This window comes from Paraburkholderia sp. SECH4, from assembly GCF_030511745.1.
Lineage (GTDB): Bacteria > Pseudomonadota > Gammaproteobacteria > Burkholderiales > Burkholderiaceae > Paraburkholderia > Paraburkholderia madseniana.
The window spans coordinates 1-18,175 of the sequence record NZ_JALOCP010000030.1 but is presented as its reverse complement, the minus strand read 5'-3'; the positions used below and the strand labels follow the sequence as shown (position 1 = coordinate 18,175).

The following is an 18,175-nucleotide window of genomic DNA, read 5'->3' as shown; positions in this document are numbered from 1 at the left end:
TCTACAGGAAGCCGACACGATGAAAAAGCTCTTCAAACAGGCTGTATCCGGCGTTGCGCTGCTGTGCGCGGCAGCCACCTTTGCCGCGGCCGCCGAACCGCAGTCCTGTACGCAGGTCAACATGGCGGGGCCCGGCTGGACCGACATCGACGCGACCAATGCGATGACCGGTGTGCTGTTGAAGGCGCTCGGCTACCATCAGAACGTGTCGAACCTGTCGGTGCCGATCACCTATCAAGGCCTGAAGAAAGGGCAGATCGACGTGTTTCTCGGCAACTGGATGCCGGCGCAAGCACCGGTCGTGAAGCCGTTCGAGGATGAAAAATCGATCGAGGTCGTGCATCCGAATCTGAGCAACGCGAAGTTCACGCTCGCGGTGCCGGACTACGTGGCGGCCGCGGGCGTGCATTCCTTCGCGGACCTTGCGAAGAACGCCGACAAGTTCGACAGCAAGATCTATGGCATCGAACCGGGGGCGCCGGCCAATCAGAACATCAAGAAGATGGTCGACGACAAGGCATACGGGCTCGGTAGCTGGAAGCTCGTCGAATCGAGCGAGACCGGCATGCTCACGCAGGTCGACCGCGCGGTGCGTGAGAAGAAATGGATCGTGTTCCTTGCATGGGAGCCGCATCTGATGAACACGAAGTTCAAGCTGACTTACCTCGACGGCGGTGACAGGTACTTCGGGCCGAACTACGGCGGCGCCACGGTCAATACCGTTGCGCGTAGCGGGTACGCCGAGCAGTGTCCGAATGTCGGCCGCCTGTTCAGGCAACTCACATTCAATGTCGATCTGGAAAACGGCGTGATCACCGAGGTGCTCGAGAAGAAGACCGGTGTCGACACGGCCGCCACCGAAGCGCTCAAGCGCCACCCCGAATTGCTGAAGTCATGGCTCGACGGCGTGAACACCGCCAGCGGCGCCAATGGCTTGCAAGCGGTGCAAACCGCACTCGGTGTGAAATAACCCCGGCATTCCCGACTACGAGGTCGCTACTCGACAGATTCATGTCGCATCCGGTCGAATCCTCTTAAATCTGGACACTTATTCTTGACCCGTCGATGCAGGCATGCAGATGATCGTATGCAGTGCCGATAGCTTCAATCAGCCTGGCCGGCTGAGTCAGTTTCGGCCGGCCTGGTCAGCGTTAGTGAGCTTCAATCGTTTCAATCAGTCTCAGCCGATTTCGAACTGCCCGTCATGCGAGAAGCGCCGCGCGTTGGAAGACAGCACGCAGCAGGGATCGCTTTATCTAACGAAATACGCAGGCAAAGAGCAGGGGAGAATTAGATGAAGAAGAGAAATGCCGTTAGTCTTTCGGGACTCGCCCTCGCGGCAAGCGCGGTATGCGCACCGACGGCGGTCCATGCGCAAAGCAGCGTCACCCTGTACGGGATTCTGGACGCCGGTATCACCTACGTGAACAATGCCGGTGGCGCACACCAGTTCAAATTCGACGACGGCATTTCGTACGGCAACCGGATCGGCTTCAAAGGCGTGGAAGATCTCGGCGGCGGCCTGCAAGCGGTTTTCGTACTCGAATCGGGTTTCCACCTGGGCAATGGGCAATTGGGATTCGGCGGTGCTGAATTCGGACGTCAGGCCTATGTCGGCATCAAGAACTCGTGGGGGACATTCTCGTTCGGTAACCAGCTCGATATGACCGAAGAGTTCGTCTATCTGTACAACATCTCCGCATGGGCGAGCGGCTACGCGATTCACCAGGGCGACTTCGACCGGATGAACGGCGACCGTCTGCCGAACTCGGTGAAGTTCCTGTCCAATGATTTCGCCGGCTTCACCTTCGGCGGCATGTACTCGTTCGGCAACACCGCCGGCAACTTCCATCAGAAGAGCGCATGGAGCGTGGGCGCGCATTATGACCACGGTCCGTTCAACATGGGCTTGGCGTATACCCAGTTGAACAATCCGTTCGGCATCTATGCGTTCGACCCGTACGCGATGATCGGCACGCGCACCTTCCTCGGCCAGCCGACCGTTTCCGTCGATCCGGCCACTGGCGCGGTGACGGATCTGTTTAGCTCGTCGGCATTCCCGGTGGACAAGCAAGGCGCGTTTGCGGTCGGCGCCGCCTACACGATCGGCGACCTGATGCTCACCGGCGATTTCACCTACACGACGATCAAGGGCTTCGGACAGACTTCGCACATGCAGGTTTATGAAGGGGGCGCGTCGTATAACTTCACGCCTGCGCTTTCGCTGTATGGCGGCTATCAGCACACGAGCTTCGAAGGCAATCACTGGAACCAGGGCTCGCTCGGACTGCACTACCTGTTGTCCAAACGGACCGATGTGTATATTTCCGGCGACTATCTGCGTGCGTCGAATGGCGTGAACGCGGTGATCGGCTATAGCTTCGCGCCGTCGTCGTCGAATACGCAGTCCGATGTGCGGATCGGGATGCGGCATTCGTTCTGACGCATCTGCGGTGGGGCTGGCACTCAAGTGCCAGCCAGGCGCTGTGGATCTCGGAGCAACACCCCATCAGCGCCGGCGTCACTCCGTGGCGACAGCGCTGCCGCCCAGATAGGCTGCGCGAACCCGGTTGTCCTGTGCCAATTCGTGGGCCGGGCCGGCGAGGGCGATGCGGCCGCTTTCCAGCACGTAGGCCCGCTGCGCGATGCGCAGCGCCTGGCGCGCGTTCTGTTCGACAAGAAGGATCGACGTGCCTTCCTTGCAGATGTCGGCGATCATGCCGAAAATCGCTCGAACCAGCTTCGGCGCCAGCCCCATGGACGGTTCGTCGAGCACGATGATGCGTGGCCGCAGCATCAGTGCACGGGCGATCGCCAGCATCTGTTGCTCGCCGCCGCTCAGCGTCCCCGCAAGCTGGCTGCGCCGCTCGCCAAGCCGCGGGAACGTCTGATACACGTCCATTATTCGCTGCTCGAGTACCGCGCTGTCGCGCCGGATCAGATAGCCTCCGAGCCGCAGATTTTCCTCCACCGTCAGTGCCCCGAACATGCGGCGGCCTTCCGGCACATGACCAAGACCGAGCGCCACGATCTGGTGTGCGCGCAGTCCGGCAAGAGCGTGCCCGGCCATCACAATCTGTCCCGCACGGGGGCGAATCAGGCCGGAAATGGCGCGCAGTGTCGTGGTCTTTCCCGCCCCGTTGCTGCCGAGCAATGCCACGATCTCGCCTTCTCCGACGTCCAGCGAGATGCCATGGAGAACCTCCACGTTCCCATAGCCCACGTGCAGATCGCGTATTTCTAGGAGTCCCACAGCGATTTCTCCCCGGCGGCATCGTCGGCTGCTTCGTCGGCTTCGGCCGTGCCGAGATAGGCGTCGATCACGCGCGGGTCGGCCTGGATCTCGGATGGCGTCCCCTCGGCGATGATGACGCCGTGGTCCATGACGATGATCCGGTCTGACACGCTCATCACCAGCATCATGTCGTGTTCGATCAGTAGCACAGTCACGCCGAAATCCCGGATCCGCCGGATCAATTCCATCAGCGCGTGCTTCTCGGTCGGGTTCATCCCCGCTGCCGGCTCGTCCAGTAGCAGCAGGTGCGGGTTGCTGGCAAGGGCGCGGGCGATCTCCAGCCGGCGTTGATCGCCATAGGGCAGGTCGGCCGCGCGTTCGCCCGCGCGCGCCTCGAGCCCGACAAACGTGAGCCAGCGCAGGCCTTCTGCCGCATGATCCGCTTCTTCGGCGCGAGCGGAGGGCAACGCCAGCAATTCGGCGACGAGCGGCGTATGAAGGCGATGATCCATGCCGATCAGCACGTTCTCGAAGGCCGTCATGTTGGCAAACAGACGGATGCCCTGGAAGGTGCGCGCCATCCCGGCGTGGACGATGCGATGCGGCGCGCCGCCTGCCAGCGAGGCCCCGCGCCAAAGCACCTGGCCGCCGGTCGGGCGGATCACACCGGTCAGGCAGTTGAACACCGTCGTCTTGCCCGCACCGTTAGGGCCGATAAGGCTAAGAATTTCCCCGTTGCGCACGGTGAAGCTGATACCGCCGACCGCCTGCACGCCGCCGAAGCGGCGCTGCATGTTGCGCACCTCGAGCAGGATTTCATCGGTGACCTTTTCCCGGGGCGGCAGGGCTTCGGGATCGCCCGTACTCGCGCGCGGTGCCGCCACCCGGCGCAGCGGTGCCGGCCATAGCCCTTGCGGCCTGAGCAGCATCAGGATCACGAGCCCGATCGCAAAACCGAAGATGCGCCAGAGGTTGAGGAAACGCAGCACCTCGGGTAGGCCGGCGACGATGACTGCACCGAGTATCACGCCCGGAATGCTTCCCCGGCCGCCCAGCACGACGACGATCAGGATCGTCACGGACTGCAGATAAGTGAAGCCGGTCGGGTCGATGGTCCCGAAGCGTGCGGAGAACAGGCTTCCGGCGAGGCCGCCGATCAACGCGCCGAGGATGTACGCCAGCATTTTGACGCGCAGTGTCGGCACGCCGACGGCCTCGGCAGCCGCCTCATCCTCGCGGATACTCGTCCAGGCGCGCCCGAGCCGCGACTGGCCAAGCCGGATCGCAAACACGAGCACCAACACGAGGAACGCGATGCCCAGTTCGTAGACCGCAGCCGGCGAGCTGATTTCATAACCGAACAGGCTGGGGCTGGCGATGCCGTAGATCCCGTTTGGGCCGCCCGTGATGTTGAGATTGGTGGCAACGATGCGCGTGATCTCGCCGAACCCGAGCGTGACGATGGCCAGATAGTCGCTGCGCAGGCGCAGGGTAGGGTAGCCGATGACGATGCCGGAAGCACCGGCAAATATGAGGCTGAACGGCAGCGTTTCCCAGAACGAGAAGTGCAACAGCGTTTCCAGCAGCGCCGTCGTGTAGGCGCCGATGGCGAAGAAGGCGGCATAGCCCAGATCCAGCAAGCCGGCATACCCCACCACGATGTTCAGCCCGAGGCCCAGGATCGAATAGGTGGCGATGGTTAGGCCGACATCGACGATATAGTTGCTGGCGACAGCGGGTAGCGCCATCGCGGCGATAAGCAGCGCGACGCCGGCAGGACGAGCTCGATGCGATAACCCCTGCATGGCGCTCATAGCGCTACATTCTCTCGACGACGCGCTCGCCGAACAAACCCGTCGGTTTGATCACGAGCACGGCGATCAGGACGCCGAACACGAGCACATCGGTCCACCGCGATGAGACATAGCCCGCGCTAAAGGACTCCAGCAGGCCAATCAGGATGCCGCCCGCCATTGCGCCCGGGATATTGCCGATGCCGCCAAGCACGGCAGCGGTGAAGGCGCGCAGGCCCAGCACGAAGCCCATGAAGAAATTGATCTGCGTGTAGTAGAGCCCTTCCATGACGCCGGCCACGGCGGCCAGCGCCGAGCCCAGGAAGAAGGTCAACTGGATCAGTCGCTCGACATTGATACCCATCAGACGCGCCGCGTCCTGATCGATCGCCAGCGCGCGCATCGCGGTGCCGACGAAGGTGCGGTGAACGAAGAAATACAACGCGAGCATCAACGCAAAGCTGGCGACGATGATGCTGACCTGGGCGAACGTGATCTGTACGCCCTGGAATTCGAGTCCTGCCTGGCTGAGCACATGGGGATAGGTGTTGAAACCGGCGCCGTAAAGCAGCAGCACGCCGTTTTCCAGTGCCAGCGAGACGCCGAGTGCGGTGATCAGAATGGATAGCCGCGGCGCGCGCAACAGCGGCTGGTAGGCCACGCGTTCGATGGCGAGGCCGAGTGCGCCCGTGACCGTCATCGCGGCCACAAGGGCGATCAGCAGCGCCAGCGCGAGCGGCAGGTGTGCTGCGGCAAGCACCGTCAGACCGGTCCAACCGATGAACGCACCCACCATGAACAAGTCGCCGTGAGCGAAGTTGATCAGCCGGATAATCCCGTAGACCATCGTGTAGCCGAGGGCGACGAGCGCATAGAACGAGCCGATCGTCAGCCCTTCGATGACGAACTGGAAGAAGTTGCTCATGGCGAGGCGCGCGGCGCGACGGGGCCTATTTCATCGCCATCCAGTGCCCCGCGGCATCCTGCTTCTGGTAGGGGGCGAAATTGTCGCCGCGAACGATGATGGTGATGTACACCGCCACGCTGCGGTCGCCCTTCGGATTAAAGCCGATCGTCCCAGTTGCGCCCTGGTAGTTCGAGATCTTGTGCAGGGCGGCCGTGATCGCGGCGGGCGTCGCCGACTTTGCGTCTGCGATCGCCTTCGCCGTGACGCCGACGGCATCGTATTCGTAGACCGAATACGGTCCAGGCCCTTGCCCGTAGGCCTTTGTATAGTCGTCGACGAAGCTGTGCGCGCCGCTCAGGAACTGCGCCAGCGGCGCCGTGGTGATGATCATGTCATTGGCCGCGGGGCCGGCTGTCTTCATCAGCGTTGGGTCGTTGGTGCCGTCGCCGCCCATCAAGGTCATCTTCAGGCCGAGTTGCCGAGCCTCTTTCACGAGCAGGCCAGCTTCGGAGAAATAGCCGGTGTAGTAGATCACGTCCGGCTTCAGTGAGGCGACATGGGTCAGCGTTGGCGAGTAGTCCATCTGACCGGGCGTGATGGCGTCGTCGTAGACGACCTCGACACCGTCCTTTTTCAGGGCGGCCACGGTGTTGTCGGCGAGGCCCTTGGCATAGGTCGTGTTGTCGTTGATCACGGCCGCGCGTTTCGCGTGTAGCGAGTTTTTCATGAAACTGGCTGCAAACGGCCCCTGTTCGTCGTCTCGGCCAATCGTGCGGAACACGTTGTCGTAGCCCATCTCGGTCAGCTTGGGATTGGTCGACGCGTCCAGCACATAGGGAATTCCGGCGCGATGAAAGGTCGTCAGTTCCGGCAGCGCCGCACTGGAGCAGTACCCGCCAGCCACTGCAACGACGCCCGCGTCCACGAGCTTCTGTGCCGCCTGCACGGCAGTCTGCGCGTCGCAGGCGTCGTCCTCGGGCACCAGTTCGATCTGCTTGCCGAGCACGCCACCCGCGGCATTGACCTTGGCGGCGGCAAGCTTGGCGCCGTTGAGAATGTCCGTGCCGGCATTGGCGGAACTGCCCGATAGCGGCACGGGCACGCCGATCTTGATGGTCTGGCTTTGTGCCGGACTGGGGGCCATGCCGGCGAGCGCGGCCAGAGCCACCGATGCCGCGATTGTCGTTTGGCGCAGGACGCGACTTGCGGCCGGCCTGCCATTCTTCTGAGCAATCATGTTGGAAACTCCTTATTGTGAAAGGGATCGGAGCGATCCACCACACGGCTATCCCGGTGGCATCAGAAAACGGATGGAAACGTACGTCGCATGCAAGTTGTAATCTGCCAGTTCAACGGCCCGACTCGCGGTCTCATCGCAGCGCTACCATGAAAGCGTGTTTTTTCATGATAGAACTCGCCGCACCTTTCGCTGGTATAGGGTATCCGCGTATAGGACACCGTACAAAAACGTAGCGACCACGTTATATTGAGTAAGTGCTCTGCATGGGGCTTGAGTCAGCCATGAAAACCGTTGTGCTGGGGGGCGGAATTGCGGGCGTCACGGCCGCCTGGTACCTCGCCAGGGAGGGCCGCGAGGTGACGGTGATCGACCGCCAGCCGGGCGTCGCGCTCGAAACCAGCTTTGCCAACGCCGGGCTGGTCGCGCCCGGACATTCGTACACGTGGGCTTCTCCGCGGGCGCCGAAAATTCTGCTGAAATCGCTCTTCGTCGACGGGCAGGCGCTGCGCCTGAAGCTGAACGCGGACCCTCACATGTGGGCCTGGTGCTTTCAGTTCCTGCGCAATTGCACGGCGGAGCGTTCACGTCAGAACACCACGCGTAAGGTGCAGCTGTGCCGCTACGCACAGAGTCAACTGCAGCAACTGACTGCGGCCGAACACCTGCAATACGATCGCATCAGTCGCGGCCTGTTGTACCTGTATCGCGACGAAGCTTCTTTCGCGCGAGGCACGCAGAACATGTCGATCCTGGCGGACAACGGGCTGCCGCTCAAAACGCTCGATGCGGCGCAGGTGGCCGCGCGCGAGCCGGCGCTCGCGCATGCCCGTGACAGGATCGCGGGCGCGATTTATTGTCCAACCGATGAAAGCGGCGATGCGCATTTGTTCACCCGCGAGCTGAAGGCGGCGTGTGAGCGTGTCGGCGTGCGTTTCGAATTCGATACACCCATTAGCGCGATCGAAGCGTCCGGCGATCGGGTCGTTGGCGTGCACACGCCGACGGGCCTCATCCAGGGCGACGAGTTCGTCCTCGCACTCGGTTCCTGGTCGCCCTTCCTGGCGCGCCGCCTGGGCTACCGGTTGCCGGTGTACCCGGTAAAGGGCTATTCCGCCACGTTTCCTGTCGGACCCGAGCATCGTCCGCCGGATCTGGGAGGCGTCGACGAAAACAATCTCGTGGCGTGGGCGCGTTTTGGCCAACGGCTGCGCTTTACCGCGACCGCCGAGTTCGCCGGCTACGACACTCGCCACACGCCCGCTGATTTCACGCAGATGCTGCAGGCGGCCCGCGAGTTGTTCCCCGACGGCGCCGACTACAGCCGCGCGTCCTACTGGGCCGGTCTGCGCCCGATGACCCCCGAAGGGACACCGCTGATCGGCCGCACGCGTCACCGGAACCTGTACCTGAACACCGGCCACGGGCACATGGGATGGACGATGTCGTGCGGCACTGCAAAACTGCTGGCCGACATCATGGCCGGTCGCCAGCCCGAACTCGACATGACAGGGATGACACTGAAATGAGCACGAATCCACTGCAGGACGATGCCTACGTCAGGCTCGAATTCGCGCTGGACGACGGCATCTGCCGGCGCGCCGCGATTGGACTGGTGGTGCTCGCCACCGATCATACGATCGAACACGAGTGGCGCAAGCTGCTGACTCAGGATGGGGTGGCTTTCTATGAGAGCCGCGTGCTCAACTCGCCGGACATCACGCCCGAACGCCTTGCGGAAATGGATGCGCGCATCGCTTCGGCGGTCGCGCTGATTCGTCCGGCGGAGCGGATCGATGTCGTGGCGTTTGGCTGCACGTCGGCCTCGATGGTGATCGGCGAGGAAAACGTGTTCGCGCGCATCCGCGAAGCGCGCCCGGGCGTGGCGTGCACCACGCCGATTACCGCTGCGCTTGCTGCGCTACGCGCGCTGGGTGCCCAGCGCGCGGCACTGTTGACGCCCTATGTGCGTTCGATCAACGACTATATGCGCGACTACATCGAGGCGCGCGGCGTCGGCATTACGCGCATGGCGTCGTTCGAGCATGCAAACGATAACGAAGTGGCACGGATCGACACTGCGTCTCTGCAATCTGCTGTCGAGCGCCTTGCACGGCACGCGGACGTGGACGCCGTTTTCGTGTCGTGCACGAGCTTGCGGATCGCCGAACTCGTTCCAGAACTTGAAACGAGGATCGGCAAGCCGGTGATATCGAGCAACTTCGCGATGGCCTGGCACGCGTTGCGACTCGCGGGCGTGGAAGACCGCGAACCTCAGCGCGGGAGGTTGTTTGCGCTGTGACTGGCGCGTGCGCTTGCTGCAACTGACGCGTGCGCGAGGCCCACATGCGCTCGCGCGGGTTGTGCAGATTCCACATGTTCAGGTCGGCCACCTGCGGACCTTCTGTTGTCGTGCAGAAGCATGGGGAAGGGCACGCGCGCCCGGTCACTGCGCCGCGCCGTCACCCTGTTTCTTGTGTTGCGACGCCATCCGCTCCTGCTGGGCGGGAGGTACCGGATCGTAGTGGCTGAGCTGGATGCTGTAGTTACCGTGCCCGCCCGCGATGGCGTTCAGCCGCGACTGATAGTCGTTGAGTTCGGACAACGGCACCTGGCCTGCGACGACTACGGTGTTGCCCGCGGCCGAGCGTGTGCCATGGACTTGCCCGCGCTTCGCGGACAGGTCGCCGATAATGTCACCCATCGCGGCTTCCGGCGTCATCACCTCGATGTCCACGATAGGTTCGAGCAGGACGGGCTGAGCTTTCAGCACCGCGTCGATGAAGGCCTTGCGGCCGGCGGAAATGAATGCCACTTCCTTGGAGTCGACTGAATGGCTCTTGCCGTCGAAGACAGTGACGCGCACATCCTGCATCGGAAAGCCGGCCAGCGGCCCACTGTCGATAACCTGAAGGATGCCTTTTTCCACGGCGGGCATGAACTGGCCGGGGATGGCGCCACCCTTGACGGCGTCGACGAACTCGAAACCCGTACCGCGCGGCAGTGGCTCCACGCGCAGCATCACTTCGCCGAATTGACCGGCACCGCCGGTTTGCTTCTTGTGGCGATGGTGTCCCTCGGCTTTGGCGCCGATGGTTTCCCGATAGGCGATCTTAGGTGGCCGCGTCACGACCTCGAGCTTGTACTGCTCGGATAGTCGCTCCAGCATGAGGCGCAGGTGCAACTCGCCCAGACCGCGCACCACCGTCTCGTTGGTGCCGACCGGGTGGTCGATGCGCAGACATGGGTCCTCCGCACTCAGCTTTTGCAGAATCTCCCAGAGGCGCTGCTCGTTGCCTCGGCGCGCAGGCTCGATCGCCAGTCCATAGATCGGCGTGGGGAAGTCGAGCGGGGTCAGGTGGATGTTGCCGTCCTCAGGGGCGTCGTGCAGGACGGCATCGAAGCCGATCTCGTCGATCTTGGCCGTGGCGCAGATATCGCCTGGGCCGGCTTGTGGAACATCCACGTGTTCCTTGCCCTGCAGCATCATCAGATGGGCGACTTTGAACGATTGCCGCGCGTCACCGATATAGAGCTGGCTATCCCGCCTGATCGTGCCCTGATGGACGCGAAACACGGCCATCTTGCCGATGTAAGGGTCCATGACGATCTTGAAGGCGTGGGCCAATACATGCTTGTCGGCGACCGGTTCGGCACGCACGACTTCCTGGCGGCCGCGGGCATCGCGGTAGAAGAGGGGCGGGTTGCCTTCCATGGGATTGGGCAGAAGCCGGACGAACACGTCGAGCAATTCCGCGATGCCGGCACCGTTGGCCGCTGACGTGAAGCAGATCGGCACCAGATGAGCTTCGCGCAGCGCCCGCTCGAAGGGCTCATGCAACTGCTCCGGGCTGATGGCTTCGCCTTGTTCCAGGTAAAGCTCCATCAAAGCAGGATCGATCTCGACCACTTGATCGACCAGCGCATTGTGCGCCGCCGCAACAGACAGGAAGTCGGCCTCGCCGGCGGGGTTGAAAAAGCAATCCACCACTTGGCCGCCGCTTTGCGCCGGCAGGTTGATCGGCAGGCATTCCTTGCCGAAGGCCTCCTGGATATGCGTCAGAAGCCCCGGAAGATCGACCTTTTCGCGATCGATACCATTCACAATGATCATTCTGCAGAGCTTGCGTTTTTCCGCCCACGCCATCATGCGCCGGGTGGTCATTTCGATGCCGGTCTGCGCGTTGATGACAATGGCGACGGTTTCTACAGCGGGCAGGGCGCTGATCGACAGCCCGGAAAAGTCCGGATAGCCGGGCGTATCCAGCAGATAGATGCGGGTATCCCGGTAGTGCAGATGGGCGACGGCGGAGTTAAGGGAGTGGTGATATTTGCGTTCGAGCGGGTCGAAATCGCAGACCGTGTTGCCGCGTTCCACGCTGCCGGGGGCGCGTAACTCACCACCCTGGTGGAGCAGGGCTTCGACAAGCGATGTCTTGCCACATCCGGCATGGCCGACCAGAGCGATGGTGCGGATGGCGTCGGGGCTGTAATGCATGGCCGCCCTCGTCCAGTAGTGGATGTGGGGCCATTATTGGCGAAAACGGACCGGTGTGCCATACGACGCCATCAGTGCGGACCCTTAGGCGCGTGGCCATCGAATACGTGATTCGTCTGGCCGCGTTGAACGCAAGGCCGATGCGCGTTCGCCAACGTCGAACGAGGCGCAAAATTGAATCGTCCGGTGGAAGCTATGCGCAGCCTGCTGCAAAGTCTGCGTCGACCCTCAGACGGAGGCCACAATGATCGATTTCAGGGAAGCCCGGGAGCGGATGGTTGTACGGCAAATCGCAGGGCGGGGCATCCGCGATTCCAACGTGCTATCCGCGATGCGCAGTGTGCCGCGCGAGGAGTTCGTACCTGCGCAACTCCGTGAATTCGCGTACGACGATAGCGCGTTGCCTATCGCGAGCCAGCAAGCGATTTCGCAGCCCGCAATCGTCGCGCAGATGATGGAGGCGGCCGAACTGGGTCCGCGCGACCGGGTTCTCGACGTCGGCACGGGGTCGGGGTATGCCGCCGCAATTGCGGCGGCAATCGTGGAGCACGTCCATTCCGTTGAACGCGATCCGGTGCTCGCCGACTCCGCTCGCGAGACGCTCGCGCGGTTGGGCATTTCTAACGTGACCGTTCATCTTGGCGACGGCACGGTCGGTTTGAGTGACTATGCGCCGTATGACGCGATTATTGCCGGGGCTGGCGGCCCGCGTATCCCGCGGACGTGGTGTTTGCAACTGTCGATTGGTGGCCGGATCGTGATGCCGGTAGGGCGCGAGCGTCATCATCAACGATTGATCAAACTGGTGCGTCACGGCGAACAGGATTATCACGAGTGCTGGTTGGGCGAAGTGAGCTTCGTGCCGCTAATTGGTGAGGACGGTTGGGCGGATTACTAGGCTAGAGCCGACCGGCTTCCATGAGCGCGAGCATCTGGACGGCCGCATCACCCGCACATTCGGCGATATCTTCTTCGCTGGGGCTTTTTAAACCAAGCAATGCATCGTCGAAAAGCGTGGCTTTCAGGAGTGCCGCGAAGGTTGCGCCGGCGCCGTACTTATCTCTTACTTCCCAGCCCGTGACAGGCAGCCATCGATCAAGATAGCTCGTGAACAATGCGTCGCGCGTGCCCGTCACCTCCTCGCGATAGCGGCGCGCCAGTTCGGGGAAGCGAGGTGCGTCCCGCGTGACGACGCGATAAAGGTCCAACTGCTCTTTCGAAAGAGCGTGTCGTAAATAATCGCTGCCCGCAATTGGCAATGCGACGGCCGGAGGTTCGCTAAACCAGGTTGGTTCGCCCGGTTCTGCGGGTTCCGACGCGTCAGCCGATTGAGCGCCGGAAGGCGAGCAGGCCGCCTGCATCACTGCACTGAACAGATCGTCCTTGCTCTCGAAGTGACGATATAGCGTCTTGATGGACACACCGGCGTCCGCGGCAATGCGGTTGACCGAGCTTTCGGCATAGCCGCTTTCAAGGAAGGCCCGCAGCGCAGCGTCGACGATCATCGTTCGCTTGCGCGACATCAACGCGGCTTTCGGATTGTCGTCCGACCAGGTCTTGACCATAAGTGTCCCTCTTTTATCTGCTTGACGAATGATACGACAGCGATCACTATACAACAAACGACAGCGATCGCTGTCGTTACTGTGCCGGGTCAACTTTGCCTTTCTGGGCAAGGGCTCGGCTTACATGTGACCGTTTCCCGATGGACATTCAGATGAGTAATCCTCTTTCACAATCGTTGCGGCTGCCCAGCGGCGCGATTCTCGCAAACCGCCTCGTCAAGGCGGCCATGAGCGAAGGCATGGCCGACGCTAACAATCATTCCACGCCGCGCCTTGAAGCGTTGTATAGGCGCTGGGCGCGTTCTGGCGCCGGGCTGCTTCTGTCCGGCAATATTCAGGTGGACCGGTGGCATCTCGAGCGCCCGGGCAATATCGTGATCGACGATGACAGTGGACAGGAACAACTCGCACGGCTCGCCGCTGCGGGGACGTCGGAAGGCGCGCATTTCTGGGCTCAACTCAGTCATACCGGACGGCAGGTGCAAGACGCGATCAACACGTCACCCCTTGCGCCTTCTTCAGTGGATATCGACGTGATGCGGGGCGCCGGCTTTTCGTTCGCCACGCCGCGCGAAATGACGGAAGAGCAGATTCAGCAGGCCATCGGGCAATTCGCCTTCGCAGCCAGGAAAGTGCGCGAGGCGGGTTTCACCGGTGTCTCGTTGCATGGGGCGCACGGCTACCTGATTTCGCAGTTCCTTAGCCCGCTCGCCAACAAGCGCACGGACCGCTGGGGAGGTTCGCTTGAAAACCGCTCCCGTTTCGTGCTCGAGGTGCTGGCTGCGGTTCGCTCCGCCGTTGGTCCGGACTTTCCGGTTGCGCTGAAGCTCAATTCATCTGATTTTCAGAAGGGCGGGTTCACCAACGCCGAGTGCATCGAACTCGTGAAGAAGCTCAACGATTCTTCGCTCGATCTGCTCGAGCTATCGGGCGGTTCGCTTGAGCAGCCGAAGATCGCGGGCCTTACGCTAATGGACGAGGGGGAAGACGCACCGCGCGAAAGCACCGTCAAGCGTGAAGCCTTTTTCGTGGATTTTGCCGCCTCCGTTCGTGCCGCAGCGAAGATGCCCGTGATGGTGGTCGGCGGATTTCGCACGACGGCAGCCATGATCGAATCGCTGGAGCGTGGTGAACTGGATGTCATCGGGCTCGGCCGTCCGATCATTGCCGATCCTGAGATTCCGAAACGCATTCTCGCTGGTGAAGTTGATCGTGCGCTTAGTCCCGAGGCTGCGCTCCATCCGTTTCATCTTCTGCCATGGAATAACATGCAGCTTGAGCGTCTGGCAGACGGGCTCGACCCGGATCTGTCGCTGGCGGGTGCCGAGGCCGTGGAGCAGTTCACGGAACTCGAGACTCGCAACATAACCGCATTGCTGCAGCATCGCGCTTAAGTCATTGTCCGATCTGGAGCCACCGGTTTTCCATATCGCGTCATCGAGCGGCGCGTGAAGCTTGCATGGCGTTTTCTGCGGAGTTGCAGCATCGCCCGAACGCCGCCTCGCATCAAGGGGCGTTCGGGAATACTGCCAAGACAGACTCAGTCAGGTGTACTGCTATTTATACTCGACCAGCACTTCGCGGTATGGGTTGCTACCCTCGTTGCGTGCCTTGTGCGTCGCGGGGACCTTGGCGCCCTTGCCGATTTCGGACAGCACTTCCAGATACCCGTTCTCGCATTTGAGTGAGTAAATCGCGCCCGTCGGCACTTCGAAGATGCCGAGGTCCCCGCCGTTTTCGTCAAAGATATGCAAGGGCGCACCTTCGATCGCGTACCACATGTATGAAAGCGTGTGGGTATGTACCGGCGTTTCCTTGCCTGGAGCGAGAACGAAGTTCCATACAATGACTTTGTCATTCTCAAATACCTTTTCACTGCCGACACCAGCCATGATCGTCTCCTTGAGTGTGCGAATGTAGCGAGAGGCATCCTGCATTGCAGCAAACGCCATTCACGTTCGGACTTCAAAACGTGTTGGTCGGCCGTCAGGCCGTACTTCGATAGCTGCGGTGCAGGAAGGCCTGTACGCAGAGTAGGCGAATGTCCCACTTGCAGTGGCTCCGGCCGTATGCAGACTTGTCACAGACGAGGCCGATTTATCATTCCGTATGGTGACTTTTTTGCGCGATGCGGCCGAGACACTGCGAACGCTTTGAATTCATCAGGACGGCAGGAGGCATTACATGTCGGAACCTTTACGAATCATTCACGGGCCGTTCGGAAGGGTGGCGTTGCTGCTGCTGGACAAGAGCATGGTCCTCCATGCACATCGGGTTTCCCACGTCATCTTCAAGGAAGGCGGTCCTGACATCCAGTTCGGGGTCCGCAATCGTGAGTATGTTTTGTCAGACAAGAACGTGCTACTCGTGAATGCGTGGGAGCCGCATTTCTATGAGCATCGCCCACAATCGCAGTCGACGGTGCTGCTCGCACTTTATCTCGAGCCGGATTGGTTGAGGGATGTCGACCGGCGTTTCGCGTACAGTATTCATCCCCGGTTCTTTCCGAGTTCTTCCGTGCTGTTGCAGGGGAAGCTCAGCCGCCTTCATTCTGACCTGCTCGATATTCTGACCGACCGTGAGGGCCGGTCGCTTGAAGCGGTCCAAGGGCTGATCGCCGAGATGACAGGCGAACTGGTCGGCAAATCGCCCCACGGGAACGTACTTTCAGCAGCCGGACTCGTTGGCGGTATCGCGTACGACATCAGGATTCGTCGTGCGATCGAAGCAATGAAACAGGCGATGGGCCTTACACCCGACTTCGACGATCTTGCACAACGGGTTGGGCTATCGCGTCCGCATTTCTTCCATCTATTCCACAAGCAGACAGGCATGACGCCCGCGACTTTCAGCAGCATGCTGAGGATGGACCTGTCGATCGAAAGTGTTTCGCAGCAGGAAATGGCACTTCGGGATATCGCGCTCGATCTGGGCTTTGACTCGCCGGGAAATTTCACGCGTTTCTTTGTTCGTCAGCAAGGCGTGACACCCAGCCAATACAGACGCAGCGTTCAATATGTCGCCGGGGAAGGGCGGTGACAGAGCCGGGCGTAGCGGTCGCTCTCGACCTGGCGCGAGGCGTAGCTCTATATCGAAGATGCCCCACCTCGCGTGCTCGCGGCAAATCTATTCAGAGAGCAGCAATCAGATGATGCCGCCCAGCTTCAATGCATCGATGGTCATATGTGCGCCGAGGGCAACCAGAACAACGCCCATAGTCCAGCGTTGAGCCTGCAGGAGTCCCGGGCGACTGGAGAGGAACGTCGCCATGCTCCCAGAGCAGACCGCCACGAAACCATTGACGGATGCGAACGCGACAATCAACGACGAACCGAGCACGAGCGATTGCCTGAGAACGCTGCCGTCCTGGTAGTTGATGAATTGCGGCAGCAGGGACAGAAAGATCATCGCGAGCTTGGGATTCAGCAGACTAGTCGTTGCGCCCATCGCGAAGAGCCGGCGAGGTTGTTCGCGAGGCAACTCACGAACCTCCAGGGGAGAGCGGCCACCAGGCTTCACAGCCTGCCATGCCAGATAGAACAGATACGCAGCGCCCCCTGCGCCCAGAACGCTGCCTGCATAAGGCACGCTCAGGAAAAAGGCGGTGATGCCGAACGCTGCCCCAAACATATAGAAGAGGTATCCGAGCATGACGCCCGCAAGCGAAATAAGCCCGGCCGTGCGTCCTTGCGCAATCGAGCGCGACATCACGTAGATCATGTTCGGCCCCGGTGTCACAGCAAGCATTCCGCCGACCGCCAGAAATCCGTAAATCGAAACCGTACCGTGCATTTTCCCGGGCTCCCCCAAGTGGTCATCGGTCGTAGTATCGCTTTGATGCATACTCCAGTAAAACGCATTAAATTGAATCTATTACTCAGATTTTCTGACTAAAGTGAAAAAACTCGATCTGGACGTGCTTGAAATGTTGGTGGCGGTCGCCGATACAGGATCGTTTGTTCGAGGTGCGGAGTCCGTGCGTCGGTCGCCGTCGGCGGTGAGCATGCAGATAAAGGCGCTTGAAAAAGCGCTGGGAAAACCGCTCTTCGTGCGAAGCACCCGCAACGTAGCGATTACCGCAGAGGGCAAGACGCTCCTGGACTATGGCCGTCGAATGCTCGCGATGCGCGAGGAAGCATGGGCGTCGGTAGTTCGCCCGGAGATGAAGGGCCGCGTAACCATCGGTGTTCCTGACGACTACGCTTCATCGTTGCTGCCGCAGGTTCTGGCAAAGTTCGCGGTTGCTCATCCGCGTGTGGAAATTCGGGTGATCGGTTTGCCAAGCAGTGAGCTTGTTCCATTGCTCAAAGACAACACGCTCGACCTGGCTTGCTTCACAAAAACAAGGGGCGTCGCGGGCGAATTCATCCGATTCGAGCCAATGGTGTGGGTCGGGTCGCCAGCAAGAAAAGTGTGGAAAGAGCGCCCGCTTTCGATTGCCGTTTTCGCACATGGCAGTACTGCGCGTGCCCACGCCATCAGCGCGCTCCAGCGCGAAAATATCAAATACCGGATGTCCTACGAAAGCCCGAGTTTGTTGGGCCTTATCAGCATGGTCGAAGCAGGGCTCGCGATCGCACCTCTTGCAAGATGCAGCGTACCGGCGCACCTCGTTCAGCTATCGCAGAACGAAGGGTTGCCGGCATTGAATGACCTCGAAGTCGTTTTGGCCCGCAGTGCGCGGTCTGGGCGACCGCCCTGCGATTTTCTTGCTGAACAGATTCTGGCTGATTTGAGGGTTTGAACCGGTCGCTCGATGGCCGAATCGCCGCATAAAAACGCCGATTGTCTGCGCTTTACCGCTGTGTCCCTCTAAGCGTGAACACACCTCCATGCCAGATGTTTGGCGTGATGGTGTCGTCGAGGGCTTGTTGTTTGACATAATATAAATTATCAACAGGACTGGTATGTTTGAGAGTGTTGCGTCCGGTCAGGTTTCT

Annotated in this window: 16 protein-coding genes and 1 pseudogene; 8 read left to right on the top strand and 9 right to left on the bottom strand. The window is 61.0% G+C overall.

The genetic code is table 11. The features are described 5' to 3' along the window. Positions 1 to 19: 19 nt before the first annotated feature. Together M0D67_RS30780 and M0D67_RS30775 are read left to right on the top strand one after the other, a co-directional pair. On the top strand, positions 20 to 970 hold the full coding sequence (locus M0D67_RS30780; RefSeq protein WP_154560686.1) for a choline ABC transporter substrate-binding protein: 951 nt from the start codon (positions 20 to 22) through the stop codon (positions 968 to 970). A 324-nt stretch (positions 971 to 1,294) separates the two neighbouring features. Continuing rightward, positions 1,295 to 2,443, top strand: coding sequence for a porin (locus M0D67_RS30775; protein WP_154560685.1), 1,149 nt, complete (start codon positions 1,295 to 1,297; stop codon positions 2,441 to 2,443). Between the two features lie 78 nt (positions 2,444 to 2,521). Here M0D67_RS30775 and M0D67_RS30770 read toward each other — a convergent pair whose 3' ends face one another. Genes M0D67_RS30770 through M0D67_RS30755 form a run of 4 tightly spaced genes read right to left on the bottom strand, consistent with a single transcriptional unit; the run spans position 2,522 to position 7,172 of the window. After that, positions 2,522 to 3,253 (bottom strand): ABC transporter ATP-binding protein, encoded by a 732-nt coding sequence (locus M0D67_RS30770; protein WP_168435708.1) that lies wholly within the window; start codon positions 3,251 to 3,253, stop codon positions 2,522 to 2,524. Beyond that, complete coding sequence (locus M0D67_RS30765) at positions 3,241 to 5,049, bottom strand: ATP-binding cassette domain-containing protein (RefSeq protein WP_154560684.1); 1,809 nt, start codon at positions 5,047 to 5,049, stop codon at positions 3,241 to 3,243. Before M0D67_RS30765 ends, M0D67_RS30770 begins: the two co-directional genes overlap by 13 nt. Positions 5,050 to 5,053: 4 nt before the next feature. After that, complete coding sequence (locus M0D67_RS30760; RefSeq protein ID WP_154560683.1) at positions 5,054 to 5,953, bottom strand: branched-chain amino acid ABC transporter permease; 900 nt, start codon at positions 5,951 to 5,953, stop codon at positions 5,054 to 5,056. Positions 5,954 to 5,978: 25 nt separating this feature from the next. Continuing rightward, on the bottom strand, positions 5,979 to 7,172 hold the full coding sequence (locus tag M0D67_RS30755) for a branched-chain amino acid ABC transporter substrate-binding protein (protein ID WP_154560682.1): 1,194 nt from the start codon (positions 7,170 to 7,172) through the stop codon (positions 5,979 to 5,981). A gap of 284 nt (positions 7,173 to 7,456) precedes the next feature. Between M0D67_RS30755 and M0D67_RS30750 the strand changes: the two genes are divergently transcribed. Together M0D67_RS30750 and M0D67_RS30745 are read left to right on the top strand one after the other, a co-directional pair. Next, a complete protein-coding gene (locus M0D67_RS30750; RefSeq protein ID WP_154560681.1) occupies positions 7,457 to 8,701 on the top strand; it encodes a D-amino acid dehydrogenase in 1,245 nt (414 codons plus the stop codon). Next, entirely contained in the window at positions 8,698 to 9,474 is a 777-nt protein-coding gene (locus M0D67_RS30745; RefSeq protein ID WP_154560680.1) for an aspartate/glutamate racemase family protein, read from the top strand. The genes M0D67_RS30750 and M0D67_RS30745 overlap by 4 nt, the downstream gene beginning before the upstream one ends. A gap of 7 nt (positions 9,475 to 9,481) precedes the next feature. Here the strand turns inward: M0D67_RS30745 and M0D67_RS30740 are convergent. Both M0D67_RS30740 and fusA read right to left on the bottom strand, forming a co-directional pair. Continuing rightward, positions 9,482 to 9,583: pseudogene (locus tag M0D67_RS30740) on the bottom strand (DUF1989 domain-containing protein); the annotation flags it as partial. Between the two features lie 35 nt (positions 9,584 to 9,618). Next, the gene (fusA, locus tag M0D67_RS30735; protein WP_154560679.1) at positions 9,619 to 11,670 is read right to left on the bottom strand and encodes an elongation factor G; all 2,052 of its coding nucleotides are present in this window, start codon (positions 11,668 to 11,670) and stop codon (positions 9,619 to 9,621) included. A 244-nt stretch (positions 11,671 to 11,914) separates the two neighbouring features. On the opposite strand from fusA, the gene M0D67_RS30730 reads away from it, so the two are divergent. Next, complete coding sequence (locus M0D67_RS30730; RefSeq protein WP_154560678.1) at positions 11,915 to 12,568, top strand: protein-L-isoaspartate(D-aspartate) O-methyltransferase; 654 nt, start codon at positions 11,915 to 11,917, stop codon at positions 12,566 to 12,568. Between the two features lies 1 nt (position 12,569). Here M0D67_RS30730 and M0D67_RS30725 read toward each other — a convergent pair whose 3' ends face one another. Continuing rightward, positions 12,570 to 13,328 carry a TetR/AcrR family transcriptional regulator gene (locus tag M0D67_RS30725; RefSeq protein WP_266240863.1) on the bottom strand — a complete coding sequence of 253 codons (759 nt, stop codon included), beginning with the start codon at positions 13,326 to 13,328 and terminating at the stop codon, positions 12,570 to 12,572. A gap of 59 nt (positions 13,329 to 13,387) precedes the next feature. Between M0D67_RS30725 and M0D67_RS30720 the strand changes: the two genes are divergently transcribed. Then, complete coding sequence (locus tag M0D67_RS30720) at positions 13,388 to 14,629, top strand: NADH:flavin oxidoreductase/NADH oxidase family protein (protein WP_154560676.1); 1,242 nt, start codon at positions 13,388 to 13,390, stop codon at positions 14,627 to 14,629. A gap of 162 nt (positions 14,630 to 14,791) precedes the next feature. Here the strand turns inward: M0D67_RS30720 and M0D67_RS30715 are convergent, their stop codons facing one another. Further along, positions 14,792 to 15,187 (bottom strand): hypothetical protein, encoded by a 396-nt coding sequence (locus M0D67_RS30715; protein ID WP_233464872.1) that lies wholly within the window; start codon positions 15,185 to 15,187, stop codon positions 14,792 to 14,794. Positions 15,188 to 15,467: 280 nt separating this feature from the next. On the opposite strand from M0D67_RS30715, the gene M0D67_RS30710 reads away from it, so the two are divergent. Next, positions 15,468 to 16,274: an AraC family transcriptional regulator gene (locus M0D67_RS30710; protein WP_166618194.1), complete on the top strand. Its 807-nt coding sequence runs from the start codon at positions 15,468 to 15,470 to the stop codon at positions 16,272 to 16,274. Between the two features lie 105 nt (positions 16,275 to 16,379). Here the strand turns inward: M0D67_RS30710 and M0D67_RS30705 are convergent, their stop codons facing one another. Beyond that, the gene (locus M0D67_RS30705; protein WP_154560674.1) at positions 16,380 to 17,027 is read right to left on the bottom strand and encodes a LysE family translocator; all 648 of its coding nucleotides are present in this window, start codon (positions 17,025 to 17,027) and stop codon (positions 16,380 to 16,382) included. A gap of 103 nt (positions 17,028 to 17,130) precedes the next feature. Between M0D67_RS30705 and M0D67_RS30700 the strand changes: the two genes are divergently transcribed. Continuing rightward, positions 17,131 to 17,979 (top strand): LysR substrate-binding domain-containing protein, encoded by an 849-nt coding sequence (locus tag M0D67_RS30700; protein ID WP_168435707.1) that lies wholly within the window; start codon positions 17,131 to 17,133, stop codon positions 17,977 to 17,979. Positions 17,980 to 18,175 lie beyond the last annotated feature (196 nt).